Below are 20716 nucleotides of genomic sequence, written 5' to 3' on the forward strand. Positions count from 1 at the left end.
CCGACTTTCGATGAAAGCACATGCGCAACGACTCATCGCCGCGCGCCTTGGCCTCGCGCTGCTTACGCTACTGCTGGTCTCCGCGGTCGTGTTCGCCATCACCGGGCTGCTTCCCGGCGATGCCGCTCAACAGGCGCTCGGCCAGGCGGCAACGCCGGAAGCCGTCGCGGCATTGCGGCATCAGTTCGGGCTCGACCAGCCGGCGCTGCAACGCTACTTCGAGTGGCTCATTCATATTGTGAGCGGCAACTTCGGCACCTCGCTGTCGAACAATCTGCCCGTGAGCGAGTTGATCGCCACGCGCCTGCCGAATTCGCTGGTGCTGGCCGGGCTGACGGCACTGGTCTCGGTGCCCGTGGCCTTGCTGATCGGTATTTCGTCGGCGATGTTCCGTGGTTCGCTGCTCGATCGCACGCTCAACGTGCTCACGCTGTCGACGGTGGCCGTGCCGGAGTTTCTGATTGCCACCATCGCCGTGCTGATCTTCGCCGTCAAGCTGCGCTGGCTGCCGGCGCTGTCGTATCTCTCGGAAGTGCATTCGTTCGGCGCGCTGCTGCGCATCTACGCGATGCCGGTGATGACGCTGTGCTGCGTGATCGTCGCGCAGATGGCGCGCATGACGCGAGCCGCGGTGCTTGATCAGCTCAATTCGTCGTATGTGGAAATGGCGGTGTTGAAGGGCGCGTCGCCTGCGCGCGTGGTGCTGCGGCATGTGTTGCCCAACACCATCGGCCCGATTGCCAATGCGGTGGCGTTGAGCCTCTCGTATCTGTTCGGCGGCGTGGTGATCGTGGAATCGATCTTCAACTATCCTGGCCTCGCGAGCTTGATGGTGGATGCCGTCACCAATCGTGACATGCCGCTCGTGCAGGGCTGCGTGATGGTGTTCTGCGCAGCGTATCTCGCGTTGGTGTTGATCGCCGACCTGTGTCAAATCGTATCCAATCCGAGGCTGCGTCGATGATGAGCCAACCTACCAATCCCCACGTTCCTCATATTCCCCATGCCACTACTGAGCTGTACGACCTGGGCGTCGATGAACCCGTCATCGAGACGCCAGTCGTCGAGACGGCCGCGCTGAAGCAGGGCGTGTTGAAACGGCTGGTGCACCGCTTCTCCGTGCTCGGCCTGATCGGCCTCGTGCTGGTGACTTTCTGGCTGATCGTCGCGTTCATCGGGCCGCTGGTTGCACCGTATAAAGGCGGCACGCTGACGTCGACGGAGATTTTCGGCCGCTATAGCGCGGCATATCCGCTCGGCACCGACTATCTCGGCCGCGATATGTTGAGCCGGATTCTCTACGGCGCGCGCTATACGATGGGCCTCGCGCTGGCCGCAGCCGTGCTCGCCAGTTTGATCGGCACGTTCTTCGGTTTGCTCGCCGCGGTGTCCGGGCGCTGGGTCGATGAAATCCTGAGCCGTCTGTTCGACGCGTTGATTTCGATTCCGAGCAAGGTGCTCGCGCTCGTGGTGATCGCGGCGTTCGGTTCGTCGATCCCGATGTTGACGACGGTTGCCGCTTTGGCCTACATCCCCGGCGCATTCCGTATTTCGCGCTCGCTCGCGGTGAACCTGATGGGTCTGGAGTACGTGCAGGTGGCGAGAGCGCGCGGCGAGGGCATCTTCTATATTGCACGCGTCGAAGTGCTGCCGAACATGATTCATCCGATGCTCGCCGATTTTGGTTTGCGCTTCGTGTTCATCGTGCTGCTGCTGAGCGGGCTGAGTTTCCTCGGCCTTGGCGTGCAGCCGCCGAATGCTGATTGGGGGTCGCTCGTGCGCGAGAACATCGGTGGTTTGTCCGAGGGCGCGCCTGCCGTTCTGATGCCGGCCGTTGCGATTGCGACGCTGACCATCGGCATGAATCTGCTGATCGACAACTTGCGGCGCCGTGGCCGCCATGGAGGTGCATGATGGCTGATCGGGACATGATTGAAGTGAAGGGCCTGCGGGTCGTCGCCGGTGCGGCGCCGGGGCCGGTGACGGAGATCGTCAAGGGCGTCGATTTTTCGGTGAAGAAGGGCGAGGTGCTGGCGCTGATCGGCGAGTCGGGCTCGGGTAAGACGACCATCGCGTTGTCGTTGCTCGGTTATGCGCGGGCAGGATGTTCGATCAGCAGTGGCTCGGTGCGCGTCGGCGAGGTGGATGTGCTGTCGCTCGATGCCAAGGGCCGTCGCGCACTGCGGGCACGGACTGTGGCGTATGTTGCGCAGAGTGCGTCGGCAGGGTTCAATCCGGCGCGCACGATCATGGATCAGGTGACCGAGCCCGCATTGCTGCATCACTTGATGACGAAAGACGCCGCGCGCGCGAAAGCGATCGACCTGTTTCGCGCGTTGGCGCTGCCCGCGCCGGAGACGATCGGCGAGCGGTATCCGCATCAGGTGTCCGGCGGCCAGTTGCAGCGCTTGATGGCCGCGATGGCGTTGATCACCGATCCCGCGGTGGTGGTGTTCGACGAGCCGACCACCGCGCTAGATGTCACCACGCAGATCGAGGTGCTTGCGGCCTTCAAGAAAGTGATTCGCGAACTGGGCACGACCGCCGTGTACGTGTCGCACGATCTGGCTGTGGTCGCGCAGATGGCGGACCGCATCGTCGTGCTGAATGGCGGCGCGGTGAAAGAGAACGGCGTGGTCGCGCAAGTGCTCGATGCGCCGGTGGATGCTTATACGCGTCAACTGCTTGCCGCTACACGTCGGCCGGAAGCGGAACTGGAGACGCCGAAGAATCTCGGCAAGCACATCCCGCCGCTGCTCGAAATTCGTGGGCTCTCGGCGGGTTACGGACGTATCGATCGCTTCGGTAATCCCGCCGTGCGCGTGCTCGACGACGTCAGTTTGTCGATTCCGCGCGGCAGCACGCTCGGCGTGATCGGCGAATCCGGCTCCGGCAAGACGACGCTCGCGCGCGTGGTGGCCGGTCTTGTCGACCGTGCGGGCGGCGAAGTGTTGTTCGACGGCAAGCCGTTGCCCGCACAACTGTCGCGCCGCACGCCGGAGCAGTATCGCCAGATCCAGATCGTGTTTCAGAACGCCGATACGGCGCTGAACCCGAGTCATTCCATCGCCGATATCCTGGGCCGTCCGCTCGCGTTCTATCACCATCTGAGTGGCTCGGCTGCGAAGAAACGCATGCTGGAACTGCTCGATCTGGTGAAGCTGCCGGCTTCGATTGCCACGCGCACGCCTGCCGGACTGTCCGGCGGCCAGAAGCAGCGTGTGAATCTGGCGCGCGCGCTTGCGGCAGATCCCGCGTTGATCCTCTGCGACGAAGTGACCTCCGCGCTCGATACGGTGGTCGGTGCGGCGATCCTCGATCTGCTGGCCGAATTGCGCCGTGAACTCGGCGTGTCGTACATGTTCATCAGCCACGACATCTCGACCGTGCGAGCGATTTGCGACGAAGTGATCGTTCTGTATGCGGGGCATCGCGTGGAAGCCGGGCAACGCGATGTGCTCGCAGCGCCGCCGTATCACCCGTACACGGAATTGCTGGTGGATTCGGTGCCTGCTTTGAAACCGGGCTGGCTCGATGCGCGCCGCGAGATCGGTTGTGCCACGTTGCCGGCGATGGGTGAGAGCGCAGATATTCCCGAGTTGTGCGCGTTCCGCGCGCGCTGCCCGGTGCGTATCGACGGTATGTGCAATATGACGCCGCCGTCCTTGAAGAAACTACCTTCGGGCGCGGAGATTCTTTGCCATCATCCGGCCGCCGAGTTGAATCGCTTGCAGACCGAAGAGGTGGCCCCGGTATGAACGGACGATTTGTGCGGCTCGCGGAGACGGGCCGCAAGACGTTTTCGATTACCGTAGACGGCGTCGAGCGCGACGCCGCCGAGGGCGACACGTTGATGGTTGCCTTGCTGACCGGCGTGAGCACGTTGCGCGATTCCGAATTCGGCGATGGCCGCCGGGCCGGTTTCTGTTTGATGGGCGCGTGCCAGGATTGCTGGGTCTGGACCGCGCAAGGCGAACGCATGCGGGCGTGCAGTACGCCTGCGGCGCCGGGCATGTCGATCGTGACGAAGCTGGCCGAAGCTGCGGAGGGTGTATGGCCCCGCGTGTAGTGATCATCGGCACCGGGCCGGCGGGCGTGCGCGCTGCACAGGCGCTGGTCGAAGCGGGGCTGCGGCCGACAGTCATCGATGAAGGGCGGCGCGACGGTGGCCAGATCTATCGGCGGCAACCGGAAGGGTTTTCGCGCAGCTACGAGACGTTGTACGGCACTGAGGCTGAGCGCGCTGCTTCGTTGCACCAAAGCTTCGATGCGCTGAAGGGCAAGATAGATTATCTGCCGGAGACGCTGGTCTGGAATATTTCGCCGAACACCGTGCATCTGGCAAGCGGCACGCATTACCAGACGCTAAGGTTCGATTCCCTGATTGTTTGCAGCGGCGCGACGGATCGGTTGATGCCGGTCAAGGGCTGGCACCAGGCCGGCACGTATAGCCTCGGCGGCGCGCAGGTCGCGCTGAAATCGCAGGGCTGCGCGATCGGTTCGCGCATCGTGATGATGGGCAGCGGGCCGCTGCTGTATCTCGTGGCCGCGCAATACGTGAAGGCGGGTGCACAAGTGGCCGCAGTGCTCGATACGTCGACATTCATGCAGCGTGTGGCTGCGCTGCCGCGTTTGCTGGCGATTCCCGCCGCGCTCAAAAAGGGGATTGCGTTGACGCGTGTGTTGGCAAAGGCTCGCGTGCCGGTTCATCGCGGCGTGCAACCTTTGGAGATCAAAGGCTCGCCGCAAGACGGCGTAAGCGGCGTCCTGGTTGCTTTGGCTGACGGCGAGCTGCTGGAACTGGCATGCGATGCCGTCGCACTCGGTTATCACCTGCGTCCGGAGACGCAGCTTGCTGACCTCGCCGGGTGCCGCTTCCTGTTCGACGACAACACGCAGCAGTGGCTTCCGCAAATCGACGACGACGGCCGTAGCAGCGTCAAGGGCGTCTACCTGGCGGGCGATGGCGCAAGAGTGCGCGGTGCGGATGCAGCCGAACGTTCGGGGCGCCTCGCGGCTTTGGCGGCGTTGCGCGATCACGGCATGCAGGTCGGAGGCGTCGAGCAGTTGCGCGCCGAACTCGCACGTTTCACGCGCTTTGCCACGGGCCTGCGGGAAGCCTTCCCATGGCCGGCGAAATTCGCCGCGTCCTTGCCGGATGAAACGATCGTCTGCCGCTGTGAAGCAATTACAGCCGGCGAACTGCGCCGTGTGGTGCACGCGACCGGCGCGCAGGAAGCCAATCGCGCGAAGGCGTTTTCGCGCATCGGCATGGGCCGCTGTCAGGGGCGCTATTGCGGCCACGCAGGCGCGGAAATCATCGCGGCGGCGGCTTGTGTGCCGTTGTCTTCGGTGGGACGGTTGCGCGGCCAGGCGCCGGTCAAACCGCTGCCTGTGGCGCTTGCCGAAGAGGTGAGCGAATGAGCGCGACGACTACAAACGAAGCCGATGTGATCGTGATCGGCGGCGGCATCATGGGGACGACAACCGCCTTCTTCCTGCGTCAGCGCAAGCGTTCGGTGATCCTGCTCGAACGTGGACTCACGGGACAGCAGGCGAGCGGCGTGAACTTCGGCGGCATTCGTCGGCAGGGGCGCGCGCTACCGCAACTGGCAATGGCGAATCGTGCGCTGCGCACATGGCAACGCTCCACGGAACTGCTTGGCGAGGACATCGAGTTTCTGGCGTCGGGCCACACACGCGTGTGCTACCACCAGAAAGACGTGGAGAATTTCGATCAATATGCGATCGACGCCCGCGCGTATGGTCTCGACCTCAACGTGCTGCACGGCGACGCCATGTTCCAACGCTTTCCGTTTCTCGGACGCGAGGTGCTGGCGGCATCGATTTCGCCACTCGATGGCCACGCCAATCCGCGTCTCGCCGCGCCTGCGTTTGGTCGTGCGGCCGCGCGGCTCGGTGCCCAGGTGATCGAGAACACTGAGATCGTGCGCGTCGAAAAAGACGGTGAGCGGTTTCGCGTGGAGAGCGCAGGCGGTGACGTGTATTGGGCCGCGCAACTCGTGATCTGCGCGGGCGCCTGGGCGAGCCGCCTCACCGAACAGTTCGGCGAACCCGTTCCGCTCGTCGCGAGTGGACCGCAGATGGCGGTGACCGAGCCGGTGCCGTATGTGTTCAAGTCGTCGATGGGGGTGTTCACATCGATCAAGGAAGAGAGCATCTATTTCCGCCAGATTCCGCGCGGCAATATCATTCTCGGCGGCGGTCCCGCTGGGCCGGCGGATGCCGTGACGTGCCGCGCATCGGTCCTGCCGCGCAACACCGTTCGGCAAGTCGCACAGTTGCGGCGGCTCGTGCCCGCGATGGCGCCGCTGCATGTGATTCGCGTGTGGAGCGGCGTGGAAAGTTATCTGCCCGACGGCGAACCGGTGATCGGCACGAGCAGCAAGGTCGACGGTCTTTACTACGCGTTCGGTTTCTGCGGCTCGGGTTTTCAGATCGGTCCGGGTGTTGGCGAGACGCTGGCCGAGCTCGTCGATACAGGTCGTACGGACATTCCCCTCGACGTGTTTTCCGTCACCCGGTTCGCGAAGCAAGCCGCGCCCCGCTCGACTATCGCGACGTCATGAAACAGTCCATCAGCCTCAATGCCGCCCGGGCGTTTATCGAAGCCCATTTCGACGAACCGGTGACGCTCGCGCAACTCGCCGCGCTGTCCGCGCTCAGCGTGTCGCGCTTCGCGACGGTGTTTCGTCAGCAGTATGGTTCGTCACCGTATCGCTATCTGTGCGGGCTGCGGATTCAGCGGGCGCAGACTCTGTTGCTCGAAGGTGTGCCGGGATCGGTCGTTGCCACGGAGGTGGGATTCTTCGATCAAAGCCACTTTGGCCGGCATTTCAAACGATGCTGCGGGATGACGCCCAGCATGTTCATCGCGCGCGCCGGTGCGAACGCGGCAAAACACGGCGGCGTCGTTCAGACTACTGCGCCGCGTTCAGCTTCCGCCATAACGTCGTCTTGCTGATGCCGAGTGCCTGGCAAACCGCATCGCGATCGCCATCGCAGGCGGCGAGGGCGGCGCGGATTTCGTCTGCTTCCACGTGACGGCTGCGCTCGCGTAACGTTAGCGCTGCTTTCTTCGTGCGCGCTTGGGGCAGCTCGAAGATTTCAGGCGCGACGGTGCGCAGTACCTCGCGCGTGAAGAGGGTTTCTGCTGCGCCGTTTGAGTCAGTGCCCGTGCCCACGTCCGCATCTGCCAGTTCAACCGCAATCCGTTCAATCACGTTCTGTAGTTCACGCACGTTGCCCGGCCAGGTGTAGCGCTTTAACGGCTCACTGAGACTAGCGAGGACGCGTCTCGCCGCATCCGCATGGGGCAGGCGAGCCGCCAGTCTCGGCTCACGCGACGCCGCCTGCAGCAACAATTCGACCGCGAGCGGCAGCAGATCGGTTGGCCGCTCGCGCAGCGGCGGCAGCGCGATGCTCAGAATGTTGAGCCGGTAGTAAAGGTCCGCGCGAAAACTGCCCGCCTCGATCCCTTCAGTCAACGCGCGATGCGTTGCCGCGACGACCCGGATGTCCACTCGCGTCGGCTCAGTCGAACCCAGCCGCACGACTTCACGTTCCTGCAGCACACGCAATAACCGACTCTGCAACGACAGCGGCATCTCGGCGATTTCATCGAGAAACAGCGTCCCGCGGTGCGCCACCTCGATCAGCCCCGCCTTGCCGCCTTTGCGTGCACCGGTGAACGCGCCTTCCTCATAACCGAACAACTCGCTCTCGAGCAACGCCTCAGGAAACGCGCCGCAATTGATGGCGACGAAGGCGAAGTCGCGCCGCGCGCTCAACTGATGCATGCTCTGCGCGACCATCTCCTTGCCGGTGCCGCTTTCGCCGAGAATCAGCACGGTGGCGTCCGATTTCGCGTAGCGCTGCACGAGCGTGCGGACCCGTTCGATCGAATCGGATACGCCGACGATATCGCCAAGCTGATAACGCGCGCTGAACTGCTGCACGCGCTGGCGCGAGCGCAACGTGCGGTCGAGCCGTTCGACCGCGCGCGATTCCTGAAACGTCAGCACGGTGCCTGCCGCCGAGCTGCTGCTCGCGAGCGGCCCGCGATGTACGACGTAGCTCGCGCCACGTACCGTGCAGAACGTGTCGCCGTCTGAGTCCGGCAAGCTGCCGGCGAGATCCGGCGCGAGCTCGAGCAGCGCCCGGCCCACTGCCTGTGCCGCATCGATGCCGAGCACGCTGGCAAGGCGCTGGTTCATCGCTTCGACGCGCCCTTGCGCATCGAGCGCGACGACGCCGTCGCGCAGATGCTGCAGCAGATTGTCGAGCCGTTGACGCCGAACTGTTTCGCGGCGAGTGGCCTGTGCGACTTCGAGTGCGGTATCGAACGCGGCGCGTACCGAGGCGCGTGAGTACAGAAACACCGCGCCCATGCCGGCGTTCGCCGCGAGGTCGGCAATGAGCCCCGGGCCGACCACGGCCTGGATGCCGCGATCGCGCAGATCGAGAACGACACTCTCCGCATCCTGCGCCGACTGATACGACGCAAATGTCACATCGATGCCGTACGCGGCGATGAAGCGCCGCACTTCGTCTGGCGTGTCGCCGTGCGTGACGAGTGCGACCCTGGCGCCGTCGCGCCGCGCTCGCGCAAGCGCGTGCATCACGTCGAAGCCGGTTGGGCCGATCAGCACGACCGGTACGCTGACACGCGTTTTCAGATACGCGCCGTTGGAGCCGCCGGCAATCACGACATCCGGACGCCCGGCACCGACCGCGTCGATCTCATGCACGGCGTCTTCGAAGCCATGCGAGACGATGCGCAGATCGGCGCGTTCGACGTACTCGCCGGCAATGTCGAAGAACAGATCACGCAGACGGCTGATGCTGACGGCCCAGATGCGAGGGCGCTGCGCGGGGTCGAAGGGGGGCGTGCTCACGGCGGGGGCTCGTTGTCTGGAGAGAGAGGCGGGAAGGACGAGAGGTTCGCCTATTATGCACCTGTCGTTTTCGAATTTGAAATCTTCGATTTCACTTATGAAATCAGGCGGCGAGGTGGCCAGGACATGATTTTTTGTTAAATCAGGCACTTAGCGGCGTGCGTTCCGCATGGCCCATTCTTTGCGTTATAGCCTCCGTTTTCACCGGTTACCGCATCGAAACCCTGAAAGACAAGCTCGGCGCGCTGATTGCCGCACGAACGCAACCCCGCAGTTGGAGACGAAATGATGAGTGAAGCCGATAACAGCACGCCGAACGCAGGCGCCTTCAAACCGAAGAAATCCGTCGCCCTGTCTGGCGTGACGGCTGGCAACACTGCCCTTTGCACGGTCGGCAAGACCGGCAACGATCTGCACTACCGCGGCTACGACATTCTCGACATCGCCGGTGCATGCGAATTCGAAGAAATCGCGTATCTGCTGGTCCACGAAAAGCTGCCGACGCAGGCTGAACTGACCGCGTACAAGACCAAGCTCAAGGCGCTGCGCGGATTGCCCGCGAACGTCAAAGCCGCGCTGGAATGGATTCCGGCCGCTGCTCACCCGATGGATGTGATGCGCACCGGCGTGTCGGTGCTCGGCACGGTGCTGCCCGAGAAGGACGACCACAACCTGTCGGGCGCACGCGACATCGCCGACAAGCTGATGGCATCGCTCGGTTCGATGCTGCTGTACTGGTACCACTACTCGCACAACGGCAAGCGCATCGAAGTCGAAACCGATGACGATTCGATCGGCGGTCACTTCCTGCACCTGCTGCACGGTGTGGAACCGTCGAAGGCATGGGTCGATGCGATGCATGTGTCGCTGAACCTGTACGCCGAGCATGAATTCAACGCGTCGACGTTCACCGGCCGTGTGATCGCCGGTACGGGTTCGGACATCTACTCGGCGATTACCGGCGCAATCGGTGCGCTGCGCGGCCCGAAACACGGCGGCGCGAACGAAGCCGCGTTCGAGATCCAGTCGCGCTATCAGACGCCGGATGAGGCCGAAGCCGATATCCGCAAGCGCGTCGAAAACAAGGAAGTGGTGATCGGCTTCGGTCACCCGGTGTACACGATTTCCGACCCCCGCAACAAGGTCATCAAGGAAGTCGCGAAGAAGCTCTCGAAGGAAGCGGGCAACCTGAAGCTGTTCAATATCGCCGAGCGACTTGAAACAGTGATGGCAGATGTGAAGAAGATGTTCCCGAATCTCGACTGGTTCAGCGCGGTCTCGTATCACATGATGGGCGTGCCCACGGCGATGTTCACGCCGCTGTTCGTGATCTCCCGCACCGCAGGCTGGAGCGCGCACATCATCGAGCAGCGGATCGATAACAAGATCATTCGTCCAAGCGCAAATTACACCGGTCCCGACGATCTGCCCTTCGTGCCGCTGGCCAAACGCGTCTAAGCCTGTAAGCGCAAAACCGCAAGCGTTTCTCCTCCATTGCGTCTCACGAGAGCGGCGTAATGAAGTTTGGCCTTGGCTCGCTGGAACCCCCGAGCCAAGGCTGTTTTTTTGCGGGGCGGCGTGCGGTACGTTGTGCGGCGCATCAACGAAACACGCAGCAAGCCGGCGCGCCACCGCGAGCTAAACTACACAGACTGTCCGATTGATACGCGAGCGTTGCGCCGTCTGAAAGAGGGGCAGCGGATTGTGAAGCACGGCTGCCGCCATCGTCCCCGGATCATTATTGTTTTGTCCCCTACGCCATGAATACTGCCAACCGCAAACGCCTTCCCGGCACCCAACTGGACTTCTTCGACACGCGTGCCGCCGTCGATGCAATCCAGCCCGGCGCCTATGACAAGCTGCCGTACACCTCGCGCGTGCTGGCCGAAAACCTCGTGCGCCGCTGCGATCCGGTGACGCTGACGGCTTCGCTCAAGCAGATTATCGAACGCAAGCGCGAGCTGGATTTTCCGTGGTTCCCGGCGCGCGTGGTGTGTCATGACATTCTCGGCCAGACCGCGCTGGTCGACCTCGCTGGTCTGCGCGATGCGATTGCATTACAAGGCGGCGATCCCGCGATGGTCAACCCGGTCGTGCCGACGCAGCTCGTAGTGGATCACTCGCTCGCCGTCGAGTGCGGTGGTTTCGATCCGGATGCGTTCGCGAAGAACCGCGCCATTGAAGATCGCCGTAATGAAGACCGCTTCGACTTCATCAACTGGACCAAGCGCGCGTTCAAGAACGTCGACGTGATTCCGCCTGGCAACGGCATCCTGCACCAGATCAACCTCGAGCGCATGAGCCCGGTGGTGCAGGTGAAAGATGGTGTGGCCTTCCCCGATACGCTGGTCGGCACCGACTCGCATACGCCGATGGTGGATGCGCTCGGTGTGATCGCAATCGGCGTGGGCGGTCTTGAAGCGGAAAGCGTGATGCTGGGCCGCGCGTCTTATATGCGGCTGCCGGATATCGTCGGTGTGGAACTCACGGGCAAGCCGGCTGAGGGCATCACGGCGACTGACGTCGTGCTCTCGCTCACCGAATTTTTGCGCAAAGAGAAAGTGGTCGGCGCGTACCTCGAGTTCTACGGTGCAGGCACGGCCAACCTGACGCTCGGCGATCGCGCGACCATCGCCAACATGGCGCCCGAATTCGGCGCGACAGCGGCGATGTTCTACATCGACGAGCAGACCATCAAGTACCTCAAGCTCACCGGCCGCGACGACGAACTCGTCAAGCTGGTCGAGACCTACGCGAAGGAAACCGGCCTGTGGGGCGATACGCTGAAGCACGCCGAGTATGAACGCGTGCTGACGTTCGATCTGTCTACCGTGGTGCGCACGCTGGCGGGTCCGTCAAACCCGCATCGCCGTTTGCCGGTTTCCGAACTGGCCGCGCGTGGGATCAGCGGCAAGGTAGAGAACGAGCCGGGTCTCATGCCAGACGGCGCGGTGATCATCGCTGCGATCACGAGCTGCACGAACACCAACAACCCGCGCAACATGATCGCCGCCGGTTTGCTGGCGCGTAACGCCAATCAACGCGGACTGACCCGCAAGCCGTGGGCGAAGACGTCGCTCGCGCCGGGCTCGAAGGCGGTCACGCTGTATCTGGAAGAGGCGGGCCTCTTGCCGGAACTGGAGCAATTGGGCTTCGGCGTGGTCGCATATGCGTGCACGTCGTGCAACGGCATGTCGGGTGCGTTGGATCCGGTGATCCAGAAGGAAATCGTCGATCGCGATCTGTATGCGACGGCCGTGCTGTCCGGCAACCGGAACTTCGACGGCCGTATTCATCCGTACGCGAAGCAGGCCTTCCTCGCTTCGCCGCCGCTGGTGGTGGCTTACGCGATTGCCGGGACGATCCGCTTCGACATCGAGAAGGATGTGCTGGGCGTCGACGCTGACGGCAACGAGATCAAGCTGAAGGACATCTGGCCGTCGGATGAAGAGATCGACGCGATCGTCGCTTCGAGCGTGAAGCCGGAGCAGTTCCGCAAAGTGTATGAGCCGATGTTCGCGGTCTCCGTCGATACGGGTGAGAAGGCTGATCCGCTGTACGACTGGCGTCCGATGAGCACGTATATCCGCCGTCCGCCGTATTGGGAAGGCGCGCTTGCCGGTGAGCGCACGCTTACGGGCATGCGTCCGCTGGCTGTGCTGGGCGACAACATCACGACCGACCACCTGTCGCCGTCGAACGCGATTCTGGCGGACAGTGCGTCGGGCGAGTACCTCGCCAAGATGGGCTTGCCGGAAGAGGACTTCAATTCGTACGCAACGCACCGTGGCGATCACCTGACCGCGCAGCGCGCCACCTTCGCGAATCCGACGCTGAAGAACGAGATGGTGCTGGAAGACGGCAAGGTGAAGGCGGGTTCGTTGGCGCGCATCGAGCCTGAGGGCAAGGTGACGCGCATGTGGGAAGCAATCGAAACCTACATGGAGCGCAAGCAGCCGCTGATCGTGATTGCCGGTGCTGACTACGGCCAGGGTTCGTCGCGCGACTGGGCAGCGAAGGGTGTGCGTCTTGCTGGCGCGGAAGCGATTGTTGCGGAAGGGTTCGAGCGGATTCACCGCACGAATCTGGTGGGCATGGGCGTGTTGCCGCTGGAATTCAAGCCTGGCGTGAATCGTCTTACGCTCGCAATCGACGGCACCGAAACCTTCGACGTGATCGGCGAACGCAAACCGCGCGCCGACCTCACGCTCGTGATTCATCGCAAGAGTGGTGAGCGCGTCGAGGTGCCGGTGACGTGCCGCCTGGATACGGCGGAAGAGGTGTCGATCTACGAAGCCGGCGGCGTGTTGCAACGCTTCGCGCAGGACTTTCTTGAATCGACGAAGGCTGCGGCTTAAGGCTTTTGAGCCTCTCTCATCAGGACACTACTTTCATGGCTCACAAACCTCAGATCAAGATTCCGGCGACGTACATGCGCGGCGGCACTAGCAAGGGTGTGTTCTTTCGGCTGCAGGATTTGCCGGAGGCCGCCCAGGTGCCAGGCGCGGCGCGCGATGCGCTGCTGATGCGTGTGATCGGCAGCCCGGACCCGTATGGCAAGCAGATCGACGGTATGGGCGGCGCGACTTCCAGCACGAGCAAGACGGTCATTATCGCGAAGAGCAGCAAGCCGGATCATGACGTGGACTATCTGTTCGGGCAGGTTTCCATCGACAAGGCTTTCGTCGATTGGAGCGGCAATTGCGGGAATCTCTCTGCCGCGGTGGGGCCGTTTGCGATTAGCGCGGGTCTCGTCGATGCGAGCCGGATTCCGCAGAACGGTGTGGCTGTTGTGCGCATCTGGCAGGCGAATATCGGCAAGACGATCATCGGGCATGTGCCTATTACCGATGGCGCTGTGCAGGAAACCGGCGACTTTGAACTCGATGGCGTGACGTTTCCGGCGGCTGAAGTTCAGCTTGAGTTCATGGACCCGGCTGCCGAAGAGAAGGGCGCGGGCGGCGCGATGTTCCCGACGGGGAATCTGGTCGATGACCTCGAGGTGCCGGGTGTCGGCACGCTGAAGGCGACGATGATCAATGCCGGTATCCCGACCATATTCGTGGATGCGGAAGCGATCGGTTATAAGGGCACCGAACTACAGGACGCTATCAATAGCGACGAGAAGGCGCTCGCGATGTTCGAGACCATTCGCGCGCATGGTGCGGTGCGTATGGGCCTGATCAAGAACATCGATGAGATCGCGACGCGGCAGCATACGCCGAAGGTTGCGTTTGTCGCCAAGCCTGCCGACTACGTGGCTTCTAGCGGCAAGCGCGTTGCCGCGAGTGACGTCGATCTGCTGGTGCGGGCGATGTCGATGGGTAAGCTGCATCACGCGATGATGGGGACGGCAGCAGTTGCGATTGGTACGGCGGCGGCGATTTCAGGGACGCTGGTGAATCTTGCCGCGGGAGGTGGCGCGCGGGATGCGGTGCGGTTCGGACATCCGTCGGGGACGCTGCGAGTGGGGGCCGAGGCTCGGGAGGAAGGCGGGGAGTGGACGGTCACCAAAGCAATTATGAGTCGTAGTGCGCGAGTGTTGATGGAGGGGTGGGTGAGGGTGCCGGGGGAATGAGTCCAATGGCATCGAACAATCGCGCTACGGCAAAGCGCCGACCGGCCTGCTGAACAGCATGAACGGCCAGACGGCCAGGATCCGGACCATCATTGCGGGAGGGTATCCGGGATGGCTGGGCAAGCCGTCTTCGGCCTCCACTTCCGAGCGTTTGAATCGGGTGCAGATCCGCATTTCCACCGGCGGCGCATCCGCTCCGAAAGGGGTGCGGAACGCTGACACCCAGGGCCGCTTGTCGTCAAAGGCCATGTACATCGGTGTTGCGCAGCAACTCGCGATCATCCGTCTGGTCTTCGAGGGGGCGGTCAGCCTCATCGCCTGGAGTCGGTCTGCGCCCCGCGTGCAGGCAATGCGATCGCGGCGGAACACCATGAACTCCGTGCCGCCGTCGACGCTGGACGCTCGCCCTGAATTGGCGGATGCGGCGAGACGTTGGGCTGCCGTCTGGCAGTCGTCGCAGTAGCACGCATTGACCATAATGGGCTGACCCCAGGCGCTGATCTCGACCGCGCCACATTGGCAATGCGCCAGGTGTGATGGATTTTTTGTGGCCATAGGCTCCACTCAGTGAGGTTTGACTATCTCACACGCCGAGCTTTCCCAAGGTAACTACCTCATGCTTCGTCACAAGAGCCGCAAAACGGCCCGGAGAGGCCCCCTCAATTCCGGAATAGATTTGCCCATGATCATGCATGATCTATTCCTTAGAGGGTGTTAGGCACTTTTCGCCAGACCTGGTACCCTGGCGGAATGACAGAACGCAAGCCATACCCGACAGATGTCTCGGATGAAGAGTGGAGCTTTGCCGCTCCCTATCTAACGTTGATGAATGAAGATGCTCCACAGCGGCGGTATGAACTGCGCGAGATGTTCAATGCGTTGCGCTGGATGGCGCGGGCGGGTGCGTCGTGGCGTATGCTGCCGACCAATTTTCCGCCATGGGAGTTGGTCTACCAGCAAACGCAACGCTGGTTGAACGCGGGCTGCTTCGAGGCAATGGTCAGTGATCTGCGATCCGTAATTCGGGTCGCGCAGGAGCGTCAGGGCCAGCCCAGTGCGGTGATTCTGGATGGGCGCACTCTGCAGTCCACCTGCGAGAGCGGACCGCGCGCGGGTTACGACGGTCATAAGCGCAAGCGAGGCAGCAAAGTCCATATGGCTGTCGACACGTTAGGTTTGTTGCTGGCGGTGCACATCACGCCGGCCAACGAGCAGGAGCGCGCACAGGTAGCCGAGCTTGCCCGTCAGGTTCAGCAAGCAACCGGTCAGACGGTAAAGCTTGCATTCGCTGACCAAGGCTATACCGGTGATACGGCTCGACAGGCTGCGCATGACGAAGGCATCGAACTGCAGATTATCAAACTGCCAGAGGCAAAGAAGGGCTTCGTGCTGCTGCCGCGCCGATGGGTTGTCGAGCGTAGTTTCGGCTGGCTCAACCGGTTCCGGCGACTGGCGCGAGACTACGAACGTCTGCCCGAAACGTTAGCAGGCCTGCACTTTGTTGTCTTCGCCATGCTCATGCTTGTACATGTCGCGCCGGCTGTCCAGGTGCCTAACACCCTCTAGTAAGATAGCCCATTCCCCGTAGGAGGATCGGATGGATCGGCTCGAAGGCATCAAGATATTCGTGCGCGTCGTAGAAAGCGGGAGCTTTTCAGCGGTTGCGCGTGAGCTTGGGACAGGGCAGCCGGCGATCAGCAAACAGGTTGCCGCGCTCGAAGAACATCTCGGTGCGCAGCTTCTTATGCGCACCTCCCGCAGCCTGAGCCTGACCGAGGCCGGGCGCGACTTCTACGAATCTGCCGTACGACTCATCAGCGATCTCGAGGCAGCGGAATCCCGCATCGGTTCGGGACAGGTCTCGCCGTCCGGCGTGGTGCGTGTCAGCGCCGCGCCCGCCTTCTCTCGACTCTATGTCGTGCCGCAACTCCCTGCGTTCCGCGTTCGCTATCCCAAGGTCGTTGTCGAGTCGCTCGTCTCCGAGCGGACGATCAATCTCGTTGACGAGGGCGTCGACCTCGCCATTCGCAATGGCGCCCTTGCGGACTCGAGCCTTATCGCACGCAAGATCGGCGAGTTCGCCCTCGTCGCCGTAGCGTCTGCGGACTATCTGGAACGCAGAGGAGTGCCGAAGCGACCGAGCGATCTCGACCGCCACGACGGCGTGTTTTTTGTCTCACGGGATGGACCGCGACCCTGGACCTTCGCCAGCCGCGCTGGGGTGGTATCCCATCAGGCGGCGGCATCGTTTCGCACCAGTGATGGCGAAGAGCAACGCGCCGCGGTCCTTGCCGGCCTCGGTATCACCCAGGCGCCATACTGGCTTTTTGCGGCCGACATACGCGCCGGAACCGTGCGGCGAATCCTGCGCGATTGTGAGCCGGCCAGAATTCCGATCAGTGCCGTGCGACCCGCGTCCCGCAGTCTGCCCAGCAAAGTCGCCGTGTTTGTTGACTTTCTGGCTGAGCTGCTCGCCGAAATGGACGACTGATCCATTCCTCAATGGGATCGATGCTATCCAAAATTAACGTCTAGTCCGCGCCTGGTGGAATTGATAGATTTGCATCACCGACAAACGAGGTGTTCAAACGAGGTGATGCATCATGAAACGGCTCGACAATAAGGTTGCGATAGTGACAGGCGCTTCAAAAGGAATCGGAGCGGGCATTGCAAAAGCCTTCGGCGCGGAAGGCGCGGTGGTGATCGTGAATTACGTGCGCGATCAAGCGGGCGCGGAACGGGTGGTGCGTGAGATCACCGGCAAAGGCGGGCGAGCTATCGCCGTGCAAGGCGACGTGGCGCAGAGGTCCGACGCGCAACGCCTCGTCGCGGAGGCGAAAAATACCTTCGGCCGTCTGGATGTGCTCGTGAACAACGCGGGCGTCTTCTCGTTTGCACCCTTCGAGCAGTTCAGCGAGCAGGAGTTTCACCGTCAGTTCAACACGAATGTGCTTGGCACGTTCCTCATGATCGAAGCCGCTTTGCCGGCCTTCGGTGCGGAAGGCGGCAGCATTATCAACATCGGATCGACGGAGAGTGTCGCTGCCGACCCGACCCTTTCGATCTACGTGGCGTCAAAGAGCGCTGTCGATGGCTTGACGCGCGTGCTCTCAAAAGAGTTCGGCCCCAAGAAAATCCGCGTTAACGCTCTCAGTCCCGGTGGAACCGAAACGGAGGGTGCGCAAGCGGCAGGCGTCATGGGAGCGGAGTTTAAGAAGCAGATAATCGCCAGTACTCCGCTGGGCCGCGTCGGCCAACCCGAGGACATCGCACGTGTGGCCGTATTTCTTGCCTCGGATGATGCGGGCTGGCTCACGGGAGAAATCATCTTCGCGAACGGCGGCAACAAGTAAAACGCCTTCTTGGTTAATAACGCGGGCTACGGCCCAAGGGTCTTCATTGGAATTTCGGTAATCGATTAACAAAGTAGGAGAACGATCGTGTCCGCATACATTGTCTTCACTAGAAGAGGAAAGCCATGATTGACCATATTTATCTCCCCGTCTCTGACCTGGAACGGTCGAGCGAATTTTACAAGAAGCTGCTTGAGCCGCTTGGCATCGACATGCCCTACAAATTCGATCAACTGCACGGTTTCGCGATCAATAGCAATCCGGGTTTCTGGCTGAAGAATGGCGAAGTCGCCAAAGACCTTTACGTCGCATTCACCGCCAGGAGCGCGGACGCTGTCAGGGCCAGCTACAAGGCGGCGATAGACGCGGGAGCTACTTCAAAGAAGGAACCGAGCCTTCGGCCCGAATGGCGTGCCGACTACTTCGCGGCGAACATCGGCGATCCGGACGGATACAACATCGAGATTGCCTATAAGCCTTGGCTCTACAAATAAAAGGTAAGAGATCTATGATCCCGTCATCGCGGCAATCTACAAGCAGCAGATGAGATAGACCGCGATACTGGAATTACCTTCGCTGATATTGCGTTTCGTCGCGGCCAAAGGTCCCGACAAGAACCGCCAACGAACATCGATCCTGCGAGGATTCTTTGGTGCTCTGAGCAGTCTTGATCGCAGCTAAGGCAAGACAGCGAATTCCTGATCCTGCGCGAGTTGAGAATGGGGAATGACCGCTTCGACGGCATTCAGGCACAGACCGGAATGTCGCCCAACCTGCTTACCCAGCGCCTCAAAACAATGGAGGACAACGGGCTCATCGATCGTCGGGTCTATCAGGAGCGACCCAGGCGGCACGCCTACTGCATCACTGACAAGGCGCGTGAGCTTGACGGAATGATGCTGACCCTTCGTTTGTGGGGAATGCGGCACTGCGGGCTGGACCCGCCGGCTTTCCAGACGTGGAAAGCCGGTGCCCTACGAGGTCTGGCGCGTTTGAGGAAAATCGGACCGTCCGCGCAACCGATTGTCAGGCAGCCCTCACTGACGCACATAGCGCAAGTGTGTGGCGGCTGGACCATCAAGAACCCTGTCAATGCGAAACTGCGGCCCTGGCTCGCCCAGGTTCTCGAAGAGACGCCGCCCACCGCCGAACAACACGGGTGACAAGGCGATTTCCAGCTCGTCAACGACACCCATGGTCAGGTATTGCTGGATCACATCGGCTCCACCCGCGATACGAATATCACGACTGCCTGCGGATTCCCGAGCCAGCTCAAGGGCACGCTCCGGCCCGTCATTGATGAAGTGGAAGATCGTCCCACCCGGGCGCACCCAGGGTTCGCGTTTCTCGTGCGTAAGAACGTATACCGGTGTGTGAAACGGAGCCTCCTCCGGCCATGCGCGCTCGCCTTGCTCGAACATTCGCTTGCCCATAATGTTGGCGCCGATGCGCTCCGTGGTGCTGCGAAGCAGGTCATTGACCGGGCCGGTCTCTCCCCCAGGTCCGAGCTTGAGGTTCTGGCGGAAGTACTGTTGATTGAAGATCCAGGCCATCAGCGCACCCCACTTGGCGCCCCAGTTCTTGTACTCAGGCGTGTCCCAATTCTCCATGGTCATTCCTTCCGGTGCCATGTAGCCATCGAGGCTAAGTCCAATGTTGACGAATACTTTACTCATGATTCTCCTCTCGCTGAAATGCATAAAGCAGCATATCGGAGAATGGTCTGCAAATCATCCCTATGTCCGCTTTGGAGCGATTGATTGAATGTCGCCTGGTGGCCGGCCACGGTCCGATGCTGAATGGATGAGGCAGTCCCGCAGGTCGGCATGTATCAGGCACAAGGCGACCCTGACCCTCCGGCCACGAAGGTCGGCAATTGGGGCGTCTAATAAAATTAGTTCAGCGATGTCGATTTAGCCCGATCTCGAACGTCGAGTAGGTGAGCGCTGGAGTTGCGTATCCGGCACTCAACGAGACATCCAGCAAAGGAGAAATCACCGTGCCCCCTCCACTGACCCCCGTTATCACCGTCTTTGAACGGTCGCCCGATCGCGGCAAAGGACTGGCGCGTGACATGCGTGTTCGCTGGGCGCTTGAAGAAGTCGGCCAAGCTTACGAGGTTCGTCTTGTTTCGTTCGGTGCAATGAAGGAACCCGTGCATCGAGCGCTTCATCCTTTTGGGCAGATTCCGACCTATGAAGAAGGCACGCTTGTCCTGTTCGAGTCGGGGGCGATCGTGTTCTATATCGCAGAGCGCCACGCAGGCCTGCTACCTGACGATGCGAATGCCCGGGCACGCGCGATCGCATGGATGTTTGCCGCGCTCAACACGGTTGAGCCGCCGATCCTCGATCTCCAGACCACCAAATTCATGGAGCGGGACAAGACCTGGTACGACGAGCGCCTGCTTATCGTCGAGGATCGCATCCGTGACCGGCTCGGCGAGCTGTCCGATCGCCTTGGCAACGCCGACTGGCTCGATGGTGCGTTCAGCGCGGGCGACCTGATTATGGTGTCGGTGCTACTGAGGTTGAAAGCATCGGGGCTGCTGGACGAATATCCGAACCTCTCCGCCTATGTCGCCCGCGGCGAAGCGCGGCCCGCCTACAAACGTGCTTTCGCAGCTCAATTGGCGGTTTTCGTCGCTAGCCAGTCACCGATCGCCTGATGAAGGTCAGCTCCAGGCTCAACGCCATCATCGGGCTTCGCCACGGCCCGCGCTGATACTTCGCTTGAATTGTGTCGTGGACACGCATTTCCACCGCACATCGATCCCTGCGAAGTTGAATGATGATCATGTAGTCGACCTCCTCGCCGCGAATATGCGGGTTCGGCGTCGGACCGGAATCGGCCGATTCTGTTTGCAA

Annotated in this window: 19 protein-coding genes and 1 pseudogene; 16 read left to right on the plus strand and 4 right to left on the minus strand. The window is 61.8% G+C overall.

The genetic code is table 11. The features are described from left to right. The first annotated feature begins 10 nt into the window (after positions 1-10). Genes M0D67_RS09380 through M0D67_RS09410 form a run of 7 tightly spaced genes read left to right on the plus strand, consistent with a single transcriptional unit; the run spans position 11 to position 6985 of the window. The gene (locus M0D67_RS09380; protein ID WP_097394290.1) at positions 11-964 is read left to right on the plus strand and encodes an ABC transporter permease; all 954 of its coding nucleotides are present in this window, start codon (positions 11-13) and stop codon (positions 962-964) included. Beyond that, the gene (locus tag M0D67_RS09385) at positions 961-1914 is read left to right on the plus strand and encodes an ABC transporter permease (protein ID WP_266238655.1); all 954 of its coding nucleotides are present in this window, start codon (positions 961-963) and stop codon (positions 1912-1914) included. Before M0D67_RS09380 ends, M0D67_RS09385 begins: the two co-directional genes overlap by 4 nt. After that, complete coding sequence (locus M0D67_RS09390) at positions 1914-3758, plus strand: ABC transporter ATP-binding protein (RefSeq protein WP_266238656.1); 1845 nt, start codon at positions 1914-1916, stop codon at positions 3756-3758. The genes M0D67_RS09385 and M0D67_RS09390 overlap by 1 nt, the downstream gene beginning before the upstream one ends. Further along, positions 3755-4069, plus strand: coding sequence for a (2Fe-2S)-binding protein (locus tag M0D67_RS09395; RefSeq protein WP_266238657.1), 315 nt, complete (start codon positions 3755-3757; stop codon positions 4067-4069). The genes M0D67_RS09390 and M0D67_RS09395 overlap by 4 nt, the downstream gene beginning before the upstream one ends. Next, positions 4054-5424, plus strand: coding sequence for an NAD(P)/FAD-dependent oxidoreductase (locus M0D67_RS09400; RefSeq protein ID WP_266238658.1), 1371 nt, complete (start codon positions 4054-4056; stop codon positions 5422-5424). Before M0D67_RS09395 ends, M0D67_RS09400 begins: the two co-directional genes overlap by 16 nt. Then, positions 5421-6590 carry an FAD-binding oxidoreductase gene (locus M0D67_RS09405; protein ID WP_266238659.1) on the plus strand — a complete coding sequence of 390 codons (1170 nt, stop codon included), beginning with the start codon at positions 5421-5423 and terminating at the stop codon, positions 6588-6590. The genes M0D67_RS09400 and M0D67_RS09405 overlap by 4 nt, the downstream gene beginning before the upstream one ends. Beyond that, positions 6587-6985 carry an AraC family transcriptional regulator gene (locus tag M0D67_RS09410; protein WP_154562419.1) on the plus strand — a complete coding sequence of 133 codons (399 nt, stop codon included), beginning with the start codon at positions 6587-6589 and terminating at the stop codon, positions 6983-6985. The genes M0D67_RS09405 and M0D67_RS09410 overlap by 4 nt, the downstream gene beginning before the upstream one ends. On the opposite strand, the gene prpR is transcribed toward M0D67_RS09410, so the two are convergent. Next, positions 6942-8918, minus strand: coding sequence for a propionate catabolism operon regulatory protein PrpR (gene prpR / locus M0D67_RS09415; protein WP_168435783.1), 1977 nt, complete (start codon positions 8916-8918; stop codon positions 6942-6944). The two genes, M0D67_RS09410 and prpR, sit on opposite strands and share 44 nt — an antisense overlap. Positions 8919-9206: 288 nt before the next feature. On the opposite strand from prpR, the gene prpC reads away from it, so the two are divergent. From prpC to prpF, 3 genes are all read left to right on the plus strand, one after another. Next, entirely contained in the window at positions 9207-10376 is a 1170-nt protein-coding gene (prpC, locus tag M0D67_RS09420; protein WP_266238660.1) for a 2-methylcitrate synthase, read from the plus strand. A gap of 302 nt (positions 10377-10678) precedes the next feature. Beyond that, entirely contained in the window at positions 10679-13276 is a 2598-nt protein-coding gene (acnD, locus tag M0D67_RS09425) for a Fe/S-dependent 2-methylisocitrate dehydratase AcnD (RefSeq protein ID WP_266238661.1), read from the plus strand. A gap of 35 nt (positions 13277-13311) precedes the next feature. Then, on the plus strand, positions 13312-14496 hold the full coding sequence (gene prpF, locus M0D67_RS09430; RefSeq protein ID WP_266238662.1) for a 2-methylaconitate cis-trans isomerase PrpF: 1185 nt from the start codon (positions 13312-13314) through the stop codon (positions 14494-14496). A 24-nt stretch (positions 14497-14520) separates the two neighbouring features. Here the strand turns inward: prpF and M0D67_RS09435 are convergent, their stop codons facing one another. Then, a complete protein-coding gene (locus tag M0D67_RS09435; RefSeq protein WP_266238663.1) occupies positions 14521-15051 on the minus strand; it encodes a GFA family protein in 531 nt (176 codons plus the stop codon). 195 nt (positions 15052-15246) lie between these two features. Here M0D67_RS09435 and M0D67_RS09440 point away from each other — a divergent pair, with 195 nt between their 5' ends. From M0D67_RS09440 to M0D67_RS42095, 5 genes and pseudogenes are all read left to right on the plus strand, one after another. Continuing rightward, positions 15247-16062: an IS5 family transposase gene (locus tag M0D67_RS09440; protein WP_063495601.1), complete on the plus strand. Its 816-nt coding sequence runs from the start codon at positions 15247-15249 to the stop codon at positions 16060-16062. Between the two features lie 31 nt (positions 16063-16093). Continuing rightward, positions 16094-16987 carry a LysR family transcriptional regulator gene (locus tag M0D67_RS09445; RefSeq protein ID WP_266238664.1) on the plus strand — a complete coding sequence of 298 codons (894 nt, stop codon included), beginning with the start codon at positions 16094-16096 and terminating at the stop codon, positions 16985-16987. Between the two features lie 112 nt (positions 16988-17099). Beyond that, a complete protein-coding gene (locus tag M0D67_RS09450; RefSeq protein ID WP_154567159.1) occupies positions 17100-17849 on the plus strand; it encodes an SDR family NAD(P)-dependent oxidoreductase in 750 nt (249 codons plus the stop codon). 125 nt (positions 17850-17974) lie between these two features. Then, positions 17975-18343 (plus strand): VOC family protein, encoded by a 369-nt coding sequence (locus M0D67_RS09455; RefSeq protein WP_154567158.1) that lies wholly within the window; start codon positions 17975-17977, stop codon positions 18341-18343. Positions 18344-18553: 210 nt separating this feature from the next. After that, a pseudogene (locus M0D67_RS42095) lies at positions 18554-18769 on the plus strand (winged helix-turn-helix transcriptional regulator); the annotation flags it as partial. A 117-nt stretch (positions 18770-18886) separates the two neighbouring features. Here M0D67_RS42095 and M0D67_RS09460 read toward each other — a convergent pair. Next, the gene (locus M0D67_RS09460) at positions 18887-19525 is read right to left on the minus strand and encodes a dihydrofolate reductase family protein (RefSeq protein WP_154567156.1); all 639 of its coding nucleotides are present in this window, start codon (positions 19523-19525) and stop codon (positions 18887-18889) included. A gap of 335 nt (positions 19526-19860) precedes the next feature. Between M0D67_RS09460 and M0D67_RS09465 the strand changes: the two genes are divergently transcribed. Beyond that, complete coding sequence (locus M0D67_RS09465) at positions 19861-20517, plus strand: glutathione S-transferase family protein (RefSeq protein ID WP_266238798.1); 657 nt, start codon at positions 19861-19863, stop codon at positions 20515-20517. Here the strand turns inward: M0D67_RS09465 and M0D67_RS09470 are convergent. Further along, positions 20495-20716 (minus strand): hypothetical protein, encoded by a 222-nt coding sequence (locus M0D67_RS09470; RefSeq protein WP_266238665.1) that lies wholly within the window; start codon positions 20714-20716, stop codon positions 20495-20497. The two genes, M0D67_RS09465 and M0D67_RS09470, sit on opposite strands and share 23 nt — an antisense overlap.

The organism is Paraburkholderia sp. SECH4, assembly GCF_030511745.1.
Classification (GTDB): domain Bacteria; phylum Pseudomonadota; class Gammaproteobacteria; order Burkholderiales; family Burkholderiaceae; genus Paraburkholderia; species Paraburkholderia madseniana.